The 13,014-nt window shown below is 72.0% G+C and carries 12 protein-coding genes and 1 pseudogene; 4 read left to right on the top strand and 9 right to left on the bottom strand.

Annotated elements, in window-relative coordinates; genetic code table 11:
* Positions 1 to 14 precede the first annotated feature (14 nt).
* The 5 genes from ACWH4W_RS13820 to ACWH4W_RS13800 are packed head-to-tail and all read right to left on the bottom strand — an operon-like array spanning position 15 to position 5,760.
* Positions 15 to 815: an ABC transporter permease gene (locus ACWH4W_RS13820; protein ID WP_473076025.1), complete on the bottom strand. Its 801-nt coding sequence runs from the start codon at positions 813 to 815 to the stop codon at positions 15 to 17.
* Entirely contained in the window at positions 816 to 1,745 is a 930-nt protein-coding gene (locus ACWH4W_RS13815; protein WP_473076024.1) for an ABC transporter permease, read from the bottom strand.
* Positions 1,745 to 2,932 (bottom strand): ABC transporter ATP-binding protein, encoded by a 1,188-nt coding sequence (locus ACWH4W_RS13810; RefSeq protein ID WP_473076023.1) that lies wholly within the window; start codon positions 2,930 to 2,932, stop codon positions 1,745 to 1,747. The genes ACWH4W_RS13815 and ACWH4W_RS13810 overlap by 1 nt, the downstream gene beginning before the upstream one ends.
* 4 nt (positions 2,933 to 2,936) lie before the next feature.
* Positions 2,937 to 4,175: a polyamine ABC transporter substrate-binding protein gene (locus tag ACWH4W_RS13805; protein ID WP_473076022.1), complete on the bottom strand. Its 1,239-nt coding sequence runs from the start codon at positions 4,173 to 4,175 to the stop codon at positions 2,937 to 2,939.
* 49 nt (positions 4,176 to 4,224) lie between these two features.
* Entirely contained in the window at positions 4,225 to 5,760 is a 1,536-nt protein-coding gene (locus ACWH4W_RS13800) for a gamma-aminobutyraldehyde dehydrogenase (protein WP_473076021.1), read from the bottom strand.
* 248 nt (positions 5,761 to 6,008) lie between these two features.
* Here ACWH4W_RS13800 and ACWH4W_RS13795 point away from each other — a divergent pair, with 248 nt between their 5' ends.
* Entirely contained in the window at positions 6,009 to 6,590 is a 582-nt protein-coding gene (locus tag ACWH4W_RS13795; RefSeq protein ID WP_473076020.1) for an NADAR family protein, read from the top strand.
* 229 nt (positions 6,591 to 6,819) lie between these two features.
* Here the strand turns inward: ACWH4W_RS13795 and ACWH4W_RS13790 are convergent, their stop codons facing one another.
* Positions 6,820 to 7,695, bottom strand: coding sequence for a DUF4190 domain-containing protein (locus ACWH4W_RS13790; RefSeq protein ID WP_473076019.1), 876 nt, complete (start codon positions 7,693 to 7,695; stop codon positions 6,820 to 6,822).
* A gap of 56 nt (positions 7,696 to 7,751) precedes the next feature.
* Between ACWH4W_RS13790 and ACWH4W_RS13785 the strand changes: the two genes are divergently transcribed.
* Positions 7,752 to 8,918, top strand: coding sequence for an adenosine deaminase (locus ACWH4W_RS13785; RefSeq protein ID WP_473076018.1), 1,167 nt, complete (start codon positions 7,752 to 7,754; stop codon positions 8,916 to 8,918).
* A gap of 20 nt (positions 8,919 to 8,938) precedes the next feature.
* Complete coding sequence (locus ACWH4W_RS13780) at positions 8,939 to 9,631, top strand: glycerophosphodiester phosphodiesterase (protein ID WP_473076017.1); 693 nt, start codon at positions 8,939 to 8,941, stop codon at positions 9,629 to 9,631.
* Here ACWH4W_RS13780 and ACWH4W_RS13775 read toward each other — a convergent pair.
* The 3 genes and pseudogenes from ACWH4W_RS13775 to ACWH4W_RS13765 all read right to left on the bottom strand — a co-directional run bounded on the left by ACWH4W_RS13775 (position 9,626) and on the right by ACWH4W_RS13765 (position 12,268).
* Positions 9,626 to 10,171 (bottom strand): HXXEE domain-containing protein, encoded by a 546-nt coding sequence (locus tag ACWH4W_RS13775; RefSeq protein WP_473076016.1) that lies wholly within the window; start codon positions 10,169 to 10,171, stop codon positions 9,626 to 9,628. The genes ACWH4W_RS13780 and ACWH4W_RS13775 overlap by 6 nt on opposite strands.
* A 9-nt stretch (positions 10,172 to 10,180) precedes the next feature.
* Positions 10,181 to 10,714, bottom strand: a pseudogene (locus ACWH4W_RS13770) (hypothetical protein).
* A 114-nt stretch (positions 10,715 to 10,828) separates the two neighbouring features.
* Positions 10,829 to 12,268 carry a gamma-aminobutyraldehyde dehydrogenase gene (locus ACWH4W_RS13765; RefSeq protein WP_473076015.1) on the bottom strand — a complete coding sequence of 480 codons (1,440 nt, stop codon included), beginning with the start codon at positions 12,266 to 12,268 and terminating at the stop codon, positions 10,829 to 10,831.
* Positions 12,269 to 12,495: 227 nt separating this feature from the next.
* On the opposite strand from ACWH4W_RS13765, the gene ACWH4W_RS13760 reads away from it, so the two are divergent.
* Positions 12,496 to 13,014: an Lrp/AsnC family transcriptional regulator gene (locus tag ACWH4W_RS13760; protein ID WP_473076014.1), complete on the top strand. Its 519-nt coding sequence runs from the start codon at positions 12,496 to 12,498 to the stop codon at positions 13,012 to 13,014.

Here is a 13,014-nt window from a genome sequence, read left to right as displayed (position 1 = left end):
GTGGTGCCCGGTCGCTATGCCTTCTGCCGTCTGCGGCGGTTGCCGACCGCCATGGAGACCAGCACCAGCAGCACGGCGGCCACGAACATGGCCGTGCCGACGACGTTGATCTGGACGGGCGTGCCGCGCTGTGCGGAGCCCCAGACGAACATCGGGAAGGTGACGGTCGAACCGGCGTTGAAGTTGGTGATGATGAAGTCGTCGAAGGACAGGGCGAAGGCGAGCAGCGCGCCCGCCGCGATGCCGGGGGCGGCGATCGGCAGGGTGACCCGCAGGAACGTCTGCACCGGGCCGGCGTAGAGGTCCTGCGCGGCCTGTTCCAGACGTGGGTCCATCGACATCACGCGCGCCTTCACGGCGACCACGACGAAACTGAGGCAGAACATGATGTGGGCGATCAGGATCGTCCAGAAGCCCAGCTCCGCCCCCATGTTGAGGAACAGGGTGAGCAGCGAGGCCGCCATCACCACCTCGGGCATCGCCATCGGCAGGAAGATCAGCGAGTTGACCGCGCCGCGGGCGCGGAAGCGGTAGCGGACCAGCGCGAACGCGATCATCGTGCCGAGCAGCGTGGCGCCGAGCGTGGCCCAGAGGGCGATCTGCAGGCTGAGGCCGAGCGACTCGCACAGCCCCGAGACCCCGCACGGGTCCCGCCACGCGTCGGTGGAGAACTCCTGCCACTCGTAGTTGAAGCGCCCCTTCGGCCGGTTGAGGGAGAACACCGTGACGACGACGTTCGGCAACAGGAGATAGGCGAGCGTCAGCAGGCCCGCGATGACGACCAGGTTGCGCCTGAACCACTTGACGAAGGCCATTTAAACCAGATCCTCCGTGCCGGACTTGCGGATGTGGACCGTGACGACGGCGAGGACCGCGGCCATCAGGATGAACGAGAGCGCCGCGGCCGTCGGGTAGTCCAGGATCCGCAGGAACTGCGACTGGATGACGTTGCCGGCCATCCGGGTGTCGGTGGAGCCGAGCAGGTCCGCGTTGATGTAGTCGCCGGAGGCCGGGATGAAGGTCAGCAGCGTGCCGGAGACCACGCCCGGCATCGACAGCGGGAAGGTGACCTTGCGGAAGGTGGTCGACGGCTCGGCGTACAGGTCGCCGGCCGCCTCGTGCAGCCGGGGGTCGATCCGCTCCAGCGAGGTGTACAGCGGAAGGATCATGAACGGCAGGAAGTTGTACGTCAGACCGCACACCACCGCGAGCGGGGTGGCGAGGACCCGGTCGCCGGCGGTCCAGCCGAGGAACGCCGTGACGTCCAGGACGTGCAGCGCGTCGAGGGCGCCGACCACCGGGCCGCCGTCGGCGAGGATCGTCTTCCAGGCGAGGGTGCGGATCAGGAAGCTGGTGAAGAACGGCGCGATCACCAGGATCATGATCAGGTTGCGCCAGCGGCCCGCCCGGAAGGCGATCAGGTACGCCAGCGGGTAGCCGAGCAGCAGGCACAGCACGGTCGCGGAGGCCGCGTAGAGCACCGAGCGGACGAACTGCGGCCAGTACTCGGACAGCGCGTCCCAGTAGGTGGCGAAGTGCCAGGTGACCTCGTAGCCCTCCTCCAGGGAGCCCGTCTGCACGGACGTGGAGGCCTGGTAGATCACCGGCAGCGCGAAGAACACGACGAGCCAGAGCAGACCGGGCAGCAGGAGCAGGTACGGCGTCCGGCGCCCGCGTCTGCGCGGCGGTTTCTCCTCGGGGGCGGCGGGCGCCGGCGTCGGCGGCGCCTCGGTGGCCGTGGCCATCAGGCGACCTCTTCCTCGACCGTCCCGGCGCCCGCGGAGCCCACCGTCCCGGCAAGCGGGGACTGGGCGGCGTCCAGGCCGAAGGTGTGCGCCGGGTTCCAGTGCAGGACGACCTCGGCGCCGGGCGCGAGCCGCGGGTCCCGGTCGACGTTCTGCACGTAGACCTCGACGTCGGAGCAGACCGGGCTGTCGACGACGAACTGCGTGGAGACGCCGATGAAGCTGGACTCGGTGATCCGGCCGGTGATGCGGTTGCGGCCCTCGGGTATCCCGCCGGCGTCGTCGGCGTGCGTGAGGGAGATCTTCTCCGGGCGCACCCCGGCGAGGATCCTGCCGCCCGTGGTGGTGGGCGCGCTGGTGCGGGCCCGGCGCAGCAGCAGCTTGCCGCCGCCCGCCTTGAGCACGATGTCGTCGCCGGACGCGGAGTCCACCTCGGCCTCGATGAAGTTCGACGTGCCGAGGAAGTTGGCGACGAAGGTGGTACGCGGGTTCTCGTACAGGTCGGCGGGGGCGCCGAGCTGCTCGACCCGGCCGGCGTTCATCACCGCGACGCGGTCGGCCATGGTCATGGCCTCCTCCTGGTCGTGGGTGACGTGCACGAAGGTGATGCCGACCTCGGTCTGGATGCGCTTGAGCTCCAGCTGCATCTGGCGGCGCAGCTTCAGGTCGAGGGCGCCGAGCGGCTCGTCGAGGAGGAGCACCCTGGGGTGGTTGATCAGCGCGCGGGCGACCGCGACGCGCTGCTGCTGGCCGCCGGAGAGCTGGTGCGGCTTCCTGCGCGCCTGCTCGCCGAGCTGGACCAGCTCCAGCATCTCCTCGACCTGCTTCTTCACGCTTCTGATGCCGCGCCGGCGCAGGCCGAAGGCGACGTTCTCGTAGATGTCGAGGTGCGGGAAGAGGGCGTAGGACTGGAAGACCGTGTTCACCGGCCGCTTGTACGGCGGCAGCGCGGTGACGTCCTGGTCGCCGAGGTGGACGGTGCCCGCGGTGGGCTCCTCCAGGCCGGCGATCATGCGCAGGGTGGTGGTCTTGCCGCAGCCGGACGCGCCGAGCAGGGCGAAGAAGGAGCCCTCCGGGACGGTCAGGTCGAGCGGGTGCACGGCCGTGAAGTCGCCGTAGGTCTTGCTGATCCCGGTGAGGCGGACGTCACCGCCGCCGGCCGGGGTGGTCGCTTCGGTGGTCTTCATCTCGTCACGCCCCCGTGAGCTTCGCGAACTTGCCTTCGAACGCCGTCTCTTCCTCGGAGCTCAGCGAGCGGAAGGCACGGGACTTGGCCTGCATGGCGCTGTCGGGGAGGATCAGCGGGTTGTTCGCCGCGTCCTCGTCGAGCTTCGCGAGCTCCTCCTTCACCCCGTCGACCGGACAGACGAAGTTGATGTAGGCGGCGAGCTGGGCGGCCGGCCGCGGCTCGAAGTAGTAGTCGATCAGGCGCTCGGCGTTCGTCTTGTGCCGGGCCTTGCCGGGGATCAGCATGTTGTCGCTGGAGAGCATGTAGCCGCTGTCCGGGATGACGAAGCCGATGTCCGGGTTGTCCGCCTGGAGCTGGACGACGTCGCCGGCCCACGCGACGCACGCGGCGAGGTCGCCCTTGGTGAGGTCCGAGGTGTAGTCGTTGCCGGTGAAGCGGCGGATCTGCCCCTTGTCGACGGCCTTCTGCAGCCGGGCGAGGGCCGCGTCGTAGTCGTCGGCGCCGAAGGACCGCGGGTCCTTGTCCATGTCCAGCAGCGCCATGCCCATGGTGTCGCGCATCTCGGTGAGCAGCCCGACCCGGCCCTTGAGCTTCGGGTTGTCCAGCAGGTCGGAGAGGGTCTTCACCTCGACGCCGTCGAGCGCCTTCCTGTTGTACGCGATGACGGTCGCGATGCCCTGCCAGGGGTACGAGTAGGCGCGGCCCGGGTCCCAGTCGGGGGTCCGGTACGACGGGGCCAGGTTGGCGAAGGCGTGCGGGAGGTTCGACGCGTCGAGCTTCTGCACCCAGCCGAGGCGGATCAGGCGGGCGGCCAGCCAGTCGGTGAGGACGATGATGTCGCGGCCGGTGTCCTGGCCCGCGGCGAGCTGCGGCTTGATCTTGCCGAAGAACTCGGTGTTGTCGTTGATGTCCTCGGTGTACGTGACCTTGATGCCGGTGCGCTTCGTGAACGCCTCCAGCGTGGGGTGCCTGCGCCCGCTGTCGTCGGTGTCCATGTACTCGGTCCAGTTGGAGAAGGTCACGGTCCTCTCCTTCGCCGAGTGGTCCTCCGCGGAGACGCCGCCCGCGGTGTTTCCCGCCGGAGGGATGCCGCAGGCGCTCAGGCCGCCGGCCGCGAGCGCGCCGCCCGCCGAGGCGCGCAGCAGGGAACGGCGGGTGAGGGCAGCCCTGCCGTTGCGGAGACTGCGCCGTATCGCGGCCTGCTGGACCGGCGAGAGGCGGTCGGGCTCGTACTGCTCCATGCGCGTGGTGCCCTTTCGGGAAGTGGCCGCGGGTCGGGCGGCCTGGCTGCTATCGGTCCCCGAAGACGGTGCGGTGCCAGTCCTTGCGGACCACCGCCGTGTTGTCGAACATGACGTGCTTGATCTGGGTGTACTCCTCGAAGGAGTACGCGGACATGTCCTTGCCGAAGCCGGACGCCCGGTGGCCGCCGTGCGGCATCTCGCTGACGATCGGGATGTGGTCGTTGATCCACACGCACCCCGCCTTGATCTCGCGGGTGGCCCGGCCCGTGCGGTACACGTCGCGGCTCCAGGCGGAGGCGGCGAGCCCGTACGGGGTGTCGTTGGCGAGCGCGATGCCCTCGTCGTCGGTGTCGAAGGGCAGGACGACCAGCACCGGTCCGAAGATCTCCGACTGCACGACCTCGCTGTCCTGCGCGGCGCCGGCGATCAGCGTGGGGCGATAGTACGCGCCGCCGGCCAGCTCGCCCAGGGGTGCCTCCCCGCCGGTCACCACGCGTGCGTAGGCACGCGCGCGGTCGACGAAACCGGCCACCCGGTCGCGCTGGGCGTGGGAGACCAGCGGGCCGAGGTCGGTGCCGGGGGCGAAGGGGTCGCCCAGCCGGACGGTCTCCATCAGCGCGGCGGTGCGCTCCACGAAGGCGTCGTACAGCGGGCGCTGCACGTACGCGCGCGTGGCGGCGGTGCAGTCCTGGCCGGTGTTGATGAGCGCGCCCGCGACGGCGCCGTGGACGGCCGCGTCGAGGTCGGCGTCGTCGAAGACCACGAAGGGCGCCTTGCCGCCCAGCTCCAGGTGGAGGCGCTTGACGGTGGCGGTGGCGATCTCGGCGACCCGCTTGCCGACGGCGGTGGAGCCGGTGAAGGAGGTCATGGCCACGTCGGGGTGGCCGACCAGGTGCTCGCCGGCCTCCCTGCCGGTGCCGGTGACGATGTTGATCACGCCGTCCGGGATGCCGGCGTCGGTCGCGGCCTGCGCGAACAGCAGCGAGGTCAGCGGGGTGAGCTCGGCGGGCTTCAGGACGACGGTGTTGCCCGCGGCGATCGCCGGGAGGATCTTCCACGCGGCCATCTGCAGCGGGTAGTTCCAGGGGGCGACGGATCCCACGACGCCGACGGGTTCGCGGCGGACGTAGGAGGTGTGGTCGCCGGAGTACTCGCCGGCCGACTGCCCCGCGAGGTGGCGGGCGGCGCCGGCGAAGAAGGCGATGTTGTCGATCGTGCCCGGCACGTCGAACTCACGGCTCAGCTTCAGCGGCTTGCCGCACTGCAGCGACTCGGCGCGGGCGAGGTCCTCCGCCCGCTCGGCGACCGCGGCGGCGAACCGGTGCAGGGCGTCGGAGCGCTCGCCGGGGGTGGCGCCGGCCCAGCCGGGGAACGCCTCCCGGGCGGCGGCGACGGCCGCGTCGACGTCGTCGGGCCCGGCGAGGCCGTAGGCGTACACCTCCGCGCCGGTGGCCGGGTCGACCACGGAGTGGGTCCGTCCCGAGGTGCCCTCGGCGAGCCGGCCGGCGATGAACTGCGCGCCGTCCGCGAACCGTTCACGGGCCGGGAATCGTTCCTGCGTGGTGCTGCCGGGGTTGTGCATGTCGCTCTCCTCCGTCTCCCCCGAGGGGGGCGGCGTGGCTCCAGCTCGATGTGAGTGCCGATCCTGACAGAGCAGAGACGCTCCAACAAGTGATTCCGTTGTTGCCATTTGGTTACGCGACGGAATCTGTCGACCAGGTGTCGAGTGGCAACGGAAAAGGCAGGACGGAGTGTCAGTGGCGCCTGCGAGACTGCTCCGGCACAGATCGACATCGGGGGGTGACGGCCTTGGGCGGAACCGTACGAGCGGTGGCTTCCAGGGAGGCGCTGATCGAGGCGGTGCGGGCCGGGGAGCGGGTGAAGTACCTGCACTTCTGGGGGCACCGGCCGCTGCCCGACGGCCGTATCGGGGCGAGTTGCCTGAGCCAGTGGTGGCCGGCGCCGTTCACCGTCGACGGCGTGGAGTACGCGACCGCCGAGCACTGGATGATGGCGGCCAAGGCACGCCTCTTCGGCGACGCCGAGGGCGAGCGGCGCGTGCTGGCCGCCGCGCATCCCTCCCTGGCGAAGAAGGCGGGCCGCCTGGTCCGCGGCTTCGACGAGGAGACCTGGCGGCGGGAGCGGTTCGGGATCGTGGTGGAGGGCAGCGTGCACAAGTTCGCGGCTCATGAGGGGCTGCGGTCTTTCCTGCTGGGCACGGGCGAGCGGATTCTGGTCGAGGCCAGCCCCGTTGATCGTGTGTGGGGCATGGGCCTCGCGGCCGGCGACGAGGCGGCCCACGACCCGACCCGCTGGCGCGGCCCCAATCTGCTGGGCTTCGCGCTGATGGAGGCACGCAGGCGGTTGAGGGAGGCGGCGTGGGCCGCGGGGGGAGCGGAGGCCGCGGAGTAGGGGCGGGGGGTCCGTCGCCCCCCCGGTGCGCGCCGGCGCCGGCGGCAGCCCAAAGAGGTGGGGGGCCTCGGTGCCGGCCGCGGGCGGCGCCCTGGTGAGCGCGGCGGCCACGCACCGGGGGCGCCCCGCCCTTCCGACGGTGCGTCCCGGGCCGCCTCCCGACGGGACGCGTCCGGGGTCAGCCCCGTCGGCGCCGCAGGCGCGAGCCCCGGCCGTCGGGCCGTCGGGCTCAGGTGACCAGGACGACGACACCCAGGATGAGAGCCAGCACGCTGCCGACGGCTCCGCAGATGATGCCCGCCAGGGCCTGCCCCGCGTTCGTGGCCTCGCCGCGGCTCGCCTTGCCGCGGCCGATCGCGCCGAAGATCACCGCAAGGACGCCCAGCACGACGGCCACCGGCCAGAAGCAGAACCCGGCCGCCGCGATGATCCCGAGGACCAGGGAGGAGACGCCCATGCCGTTGCTCGGCAGGGGTGGCGCCCCGGTCCAGCCGGGGTGTCCTTGGGCGGGCGCACCGGCGTACCCCGCGTGCGGATAGCCGTAGGGGAGCTGCCCCGGCCCTTCCGGACCGATGGGCGGCGGCGGGACGGCCGCGCCGGCGGCCGGGGGCGCGGCCGGGCCGGCGGCCTGCGGCACGGGCGCGGTCGCTGCCGAAGGGCCTGCCCACGGACTCCCGTAAGGCGCGGACGCGGGCGTGAACGCGGGCGCGGGCGGGGCCGGGTTCGAGGCCGTCGGGAAGGACGTCACCGTCTCCTGGGCGTGCACCGAGGACGCGCCGGACGCCGCCCGGTCGTGCACGGTGGGCGCCGGCCACGGCGGGGTCCCTCCCGCCACCACGGTCTCGCCCGGACCGCCGGAGGCCGCCGCACGGCCCCCGGGCAGCGCCCAGGGATCGGACGCGGGCGTCCCGGCGTCCCGCGCGCCCGGCGCCGCACGCCCCGTCTCCGTGGTCCGCGCGTCCACCAGCGAGCCGTCCTGGGGGGCCACGTGCGGCGCCCCGCCGTCGGCCGGCGCCGGCCACACCTCAGGGGCGGACGGACCCGCCGGAGGCGTTGCGTCCCCCGTGCGGTCCCGGGCCCCCGGCGCCGGTGCGTCGTCGGACATGCGCTGCGACCCCTTCCTCGGACGAACCGTCATGGTACGGCCCGCGCCCGTCCCGCGTGCGCCCGGCCTACGATGATCCCCGCACCGTCGATCAGCCGATCACCCGCGTCCCGCCGCGACCCGGCCCGGGACGCCGTTCCCGGGGAGGAACCTTGACCGACCGCCACGACCCCGCGGCCACCGCCGGACAGGTCCGTGACCTGCGCGCCTTCATCGCCGGGCTGCCCAAGGCCGAACTGCACGTGCACCACGTCGGCTCCGCCTCCCCCCGCATCGTCTCGGAACTGGCCGCCCGCCACCCCGACTCCAAGGTCCCCACCGACCCCGAGGCCCTGGCCGACTACTTCACCTTCACGGACTTCGCGCACTTCATCGAGGTGTACCTGTCCGTCGTCGACCTGATCCGCACCCCCGAGGACGTGCGGCTGCTGACCTACGAGGTGGCCCGTGAGCTGGCCCGGCAGCAGGTGCGGTACGCCGAGCTGACCATCACCCCGTTCTCCTCCACCCGCCGCGGGATCGACGAGCGCGCCTTCATGGACGCGATCGAGGACGCCCGCAAGGCGGCCGAGGGCGAGCTGGGCACCGTGCTGCGCTGGTGCTTCGACATCCCGGGCGAGGCCGGCCTGGAGGCCGCCGAGGAGACGACGCGGCTCGCCACCGACGACCGGCTGCGCCCGGAGGGCCTGGTCTCCTTCGGCCTGGGCGGCCCCGAGATCGGCGTGCCGCGCCCGCAGTTCAAGCCGTATTTCGACCGGGCCGTCGCCGCCGGGCTGCGCTCGGTGCCGCACGCGGGCGAGACCACCGGCCCGGAGACGATCTGGGACGCGCTGAACGAGCTGGGCGCCGAGCGCATCGGCCACGGCACCAGCGCCGCGCGGGACCCGGAGCTGCTGCGGCACCTCGCCGAGCGGCGCATCCCGCTGGAGGTGTGCCCGACCTCCAACATCGCCACCCGCGCGGTCGCCACCCTGGACGAGCACCCGATCAAGGAGTTCACCCGGGCGGGCGTGCTGGTGACGGTCAACTCCGACGACCCGCCGATGTTCGGCACCGACCTCGCCACCGAGTACGCGGTCGCCGCCCGGCTGCTGGACCTCGACGAGCGGGGCCTGGCGGACCTGGCGAAGAACGCGGTCGAGGCGTCGTTCCTGGACCCGGCCGGCAAGGCGCGGCTGGCGGCGGAGATCGACACGTACACCGCCTCCTGGCTCGCCTCCTGACCACCCGCGAAGGGGCCCCCATGCAGCACGTGACCGCCGTGGCCCACCGCGGAGACCCGTACCGCGTCCGCGAGAACACCCTGGCCTCCCTGCGCTCCGCGATCCGGCGGGGCGCGGACGCGGTCGAGACCGACGTACGGCTCACCCGAGACGGCGTCCCGGTGCTGCTGCACGACGCGACGCTCGCACGCCTGTGGCACCACGACCGCCCGCTGGCGTCCCTCACCTGGAGCGAGGTGCGCGAGGTCACGGACGGCGGGGTGCCCGCCCTCGCCGACGCGCTGGCGGCGACCGAGGGCAGCCGGGTGATGATCGACCTGCCCGGCGGCCCGGGCGTGCGCGCCGTGCGCCGGATCGTGGACGTCGTCCGGGAGCAGGGCGCCCAGGACCGCGTCTATTACTGCGCGGGCGCCCCCACCATGCTCGCCGTGCGGACGGTGGACCCGGCCGCGGAGATCGCGCTCACCCACACCTCCCACGCCCCGGTGCGCGCCGGCCTCCTGGAGGCGGTCCGGCCGCGCTGGCTCAACTACCGCTTCAGCGTGGTGGACCGGGCGCTCGCGGAGCGCGTCCACCGTGACGGCTGCCTGCTGTCCGTGTGGACCCCGGACACCCGTCGCTCCATGCGCCGCCTGCTGGCCGCGGGGGTGGACTCGATCACCACCAACCGCGTCGACGTCCTGTGCGCGCTGCGCGGCCGCGTCACGTCATGACGACCGGCGGCGCGCCGCTCCGAGCAGCCGGCGCGCCACCACGTGCGACGCGACCGTGGCCGCCCCCGCGGCCGCCAGGCCGGTCACCGCGTCACGGGGACGTGCGGGACGCAGCACGCCCGCCCGGCGCAGCCGGCCGCGCGCCCACAGCGTGAACGGCAGGACGACCAGCGGCGAGGTCAGGGAGCCGGGGGTGTAGCCGCGTACCGCCGCGGCCTGTGCCATGTGCATCACCCCGTGCAGTCCGAAGCCGGTCAGCGCGGTCTGGTAGAAGCCGGATCGCCCTCCGCTCAGCCGTCCGGCGGCCGACGCGGCTCCGACGACGGCTCCCATCACGCCGACCGCCGCGGTGAATTCGGCCGCCCCCATGGTCCCGGCCCGCCGCCACACCGCCTCCGGCACCTGCGGGAACCGCCGCCGCAGCTCGGGCACGTTCTTCCGCAACCATCCCGGCACGGTGGCCAGTTCCTCGAGATCGTGCACGGCCCAAGCGCCCAGGAGCCCCCATGTGACGGCCCCGCCCACCTGTTCACGCTTCATGGCCCCAACCTATCGGGCGGGAGCGGCGGACACCCCGGGAGCGGGGTCCGCCGTGAGCGCCTCGAGCCGCTTGGTCCTGTTCCGGACCACGTACAGCGGGATCGCGTCGAACACGCCGAACGCCATGTCGACCGACGCTCCACCAGAAGGGGATGCCGCGGACCGGCCCGCAGACCAGGGCGAGCGGGATGACGCCTGCGCAGGCGATCAGGCCGAACTCCACGACCCAGATGTTGCGTAGGGGTCGCGGTAGGGGCCGAGGAAGGCGACCGCGACCACGAGGTGGGCGAAGGCCGGCCAGTCGGTGCCGTAGAGCAGGAAGGGGTGGTCGGCGTCGGCGGCGTCGAGTCCGTCCCGTACGCGCTCGATCCACTCCATGAGGCCGGGGAGGTGCTCCGAAGCGCCGAGCGACCGCAACACCTCCTCGGTCCAGCGCAGTTCGTGCACCAGCGGGAAGGCCGTGACGCCGCTGAGCACCAGGCGGACGACGAAGAACACCAGCCAGACGCGAGCACCCTTGAGCAGGGCGGCCCTGTCGCTCACGGCGGAAGCGCACGCCCGGAGTTGAACATGTTCAAAAGTGCGGTCGGACGTCGTGCGGACACACGTCGGCCCCGGACGGTGCGGTGCGCCGTCCGGGGCCGGACGCCCCGTGCGTCAGCCGTCCAGCGAGGTCATCACGTGCTTGATCCGCGTGTAGTCGTCGAAGCCGTAGGCCGACAGGTCCTTGCCGTAACCCGACTTCTTGAAGCCGCCGTGCGGCATCTCGGCGACCAGCGGGATGTGCGTGTTGATCCACACGCAGCCGAAGTCCAGCTTCTTGGACATCCGCATCGCGCGGGCGTGGTCCCTGGTCCACACCGACGAGGCCAGCGCGTACTCCACGCCGTTGGCGTACTCGACGGCCTGGTCCTCGTCCGTGAAGGACTGGACGGTGATGACCGGCCCGAAGACCTCCTTCTGGATGATCTCGTCGTCCTGCCTGAGGCCCGAGACGACGGTCGGCGCGTAGAAGTAACCCCGGTCGCCGACCCGCTTGCCGCCGGCCTCCACGCGCGCGTGGGCGGGCAGCCGTTCGATGAAGCCCTCCACCTGCTGGAGCTGGTTCGGGTTGTTGAGCGGCCCGTAGAGGACGTCCTCGTCGTCGGGCATGCCCGTCTTGATGTCGGCGGCGGCCTTGGCCAGCGCCTGGACGAACTCGTCGTGGACGGACTCGTGCACCAGCACGCGCGTGGCGGCCGTGCAGTCCTGCCCGGCGTTGAAGTAGCCGGCCTCGGAGATGCCCTCGACGGCCTTGGCGATGTCGACGTCGCCGAAGACCACGACCGGGGCCTTGCCGCCCAGCTCCAGGTGGACCCGCTTGAGGTCCTTGGAGGCGGACTCGGCGACCGCCATGCCCGCGCGCACCGAGCCGGTGATGGAGGCCATCGCCGGGGTGGGGTGCTCGACCATCAGACGGCCGGTGTCGCGGTCGCCGCAGACGACGTTGAAGACGCCCTTGGGGAGGATCGAGCCGAGGATCTCGGCGATGAGGACGGTGGAGGCCGGGGTGGTGTCCGACGGCTTGAGGACGACCGTGTTGCCCGCGGCGATCGCCGGGGCGAACTTCCACACGGCCATCATCATCGGGTAGTTCCACGGCGCCACCTGGGCGCAGACGCCGACCGGCTCGCGGCGCACGAAGGAGGTCAGGCCCTCCATGTACTCGCCGGCGCCCTTGCCCTCCAGCATCCGCGCCGCGCCCGCGAAGAAGCGGATCTGGTCCACCATCGGCGGGATCTCCTCGGTGCGGGTCAGCCCGACGGGCTTGCCCGTGTTCTCCACCTCGGCGGCGATGAGTTCCTCGGCGCGCTCCTCGAAGGCGTCCGCGATCTTCAGCAGCGCCCGCTGCCGCTCGGCCGGGGTGGTGTCGCGCCAGCCGGGGAAGGCAGCGGCCGCGGCCGCCATCGCGGCGTCCACGTCCGCGGGACCGGACAGCGGAGCGGTCGCGTACGCCTCGCCGGTCGCGGGGTTGACCACCTCGGTGGTCCGTCCGTCGGCGGCGTCCCGGAACTCACCGCCGATGTAGTTGCGCAGACGACGCAGCTCGGTGCTCACTGCAGGCCCTCCTGGTGTTCCTCGTGGGTCCCCGAGGTGTCGGGTGTGTGGTGCCCGAGGTGTCGGGTGTGTACGGGTCGAGGTGTCCAACCTCTGAGACACCCACCCTAGACGGACCGCTGACGTTTTCAACACCCCCGCTCCCCCCGCATCTGCGAAATCCGCACCCATGGGCTTCATCAACAACGGATTTCATCGATCGAGCCTTGCGAAACTGCCGATACGTCGTGCACAGTGATCCCGTGGCCAGTCGAAGCGCAGACCCCAAGGACTCCCGCGAGTCCAGACACGGCGGCGGACCCCAGTTGGACGCCGTCTCCCTCGCCATCATCGAGCAGCTCCAGGAGGACGGCCGCCGGCCGTACGCCGCGATCGGCAAGGCCGTCGGCCTGTCGGAGGCTGCGGTGCGCCAGCGCGTGCAGAAGCTGCTCGACCAGGGCGTGATGCAGATCGTCGCCGTCACGGACCCGCTCACCGTGGGCTTCCGCCGGCAGGCGATGGTCGGCGTCACCGTCGAGGGGGACGTGGAGGCCGTCGCCGACGCGCTGGCCGCGATGACCGAGTGCGAGTACGTGGTGATGACCGCCGGCTCCTTCGACCTGATGGTCGAGATCGTCTGCGAGGACGACGACCACCTGCTGGAGGTCATCAACAAACGCATCCGGGCCGTGCCCGGTGTGCGCTCCACCGAGAGTTTCGTCTACCTCAAGCTCAAGAAGCAGACCTACATGTGGGGAACCCGATAA

This window comes from Streptomyces sp. DSM 120436 (assembly GCF_055778765.1).
Note: the sequence above shows the minus strand (reverse complement) of the source record. Positions and strands in the feature narration are given on the sequence as shown.

Excerpts from the sequence above, each read along its gene's own strand:
- ACWH4W_RS13820 (WP_473076025.1), bottom strand. The coding sequence starts at position 815 with ATGGCCTTCGTCAAGTGGTTCAGGCGCAACCTGGTCGTCATCGCGGGC.
- ACWH4W_RS13815 (WP_473076024.1), bottom strand. The coding sequence starts at position 1,745 with ATGGCCACGGCCACCGAGGCGCCGCCGACGCCGGCGCCCGCCGCCCCC.
- ACWH4W_RS13810 (WP_473076023.1), bottom strand. The coding sequence starts at position 2,932 with ATGAAGACCACCGAAGCGACCACCCCGGCCGGCGGCGGTGACGTCCGC.
- ACWH4W_RS13805 (WP_473076022.1), bottom strand. The coding sequence starts at position 4,175 with ATGGAGCAGTACGAGCCCGACCGCCTCTCGCCGGTCCAGCAGGCCGCG.
- ACWH4W_RS13800 (WP_473076021.1), bottom strand. The coding sequence starts at position 5,760 with ATGCACAACCCCGGCAGCACCACGCAGGAACGATTCCCGGCCCGTGAA.
- ACWH4W_RS13790 (WP_473076019.1), bottom strand. The coding sequence starts at position 7,695 with ATGTCCGACGACGCACCGGCGCCGGGGGCCCGGGACCGCACGGGGGAC.
- ACWH4W_RS13780 (WP_473076017.1), top strand. The coding sequence starts at position 8,939 with ATGCAGCACGTGACCGCCGTGGCCCACCGCGGAGACCCGTACCGCGTC.
- ACWH4W_RS13775 (WP_473076016.1), bottom strand. The coding sequence starts at position 10,171 with ATGAAGCGTGAACAGGTGGGCGGGGCCGTCACATGGGGGCTCCTGGGC.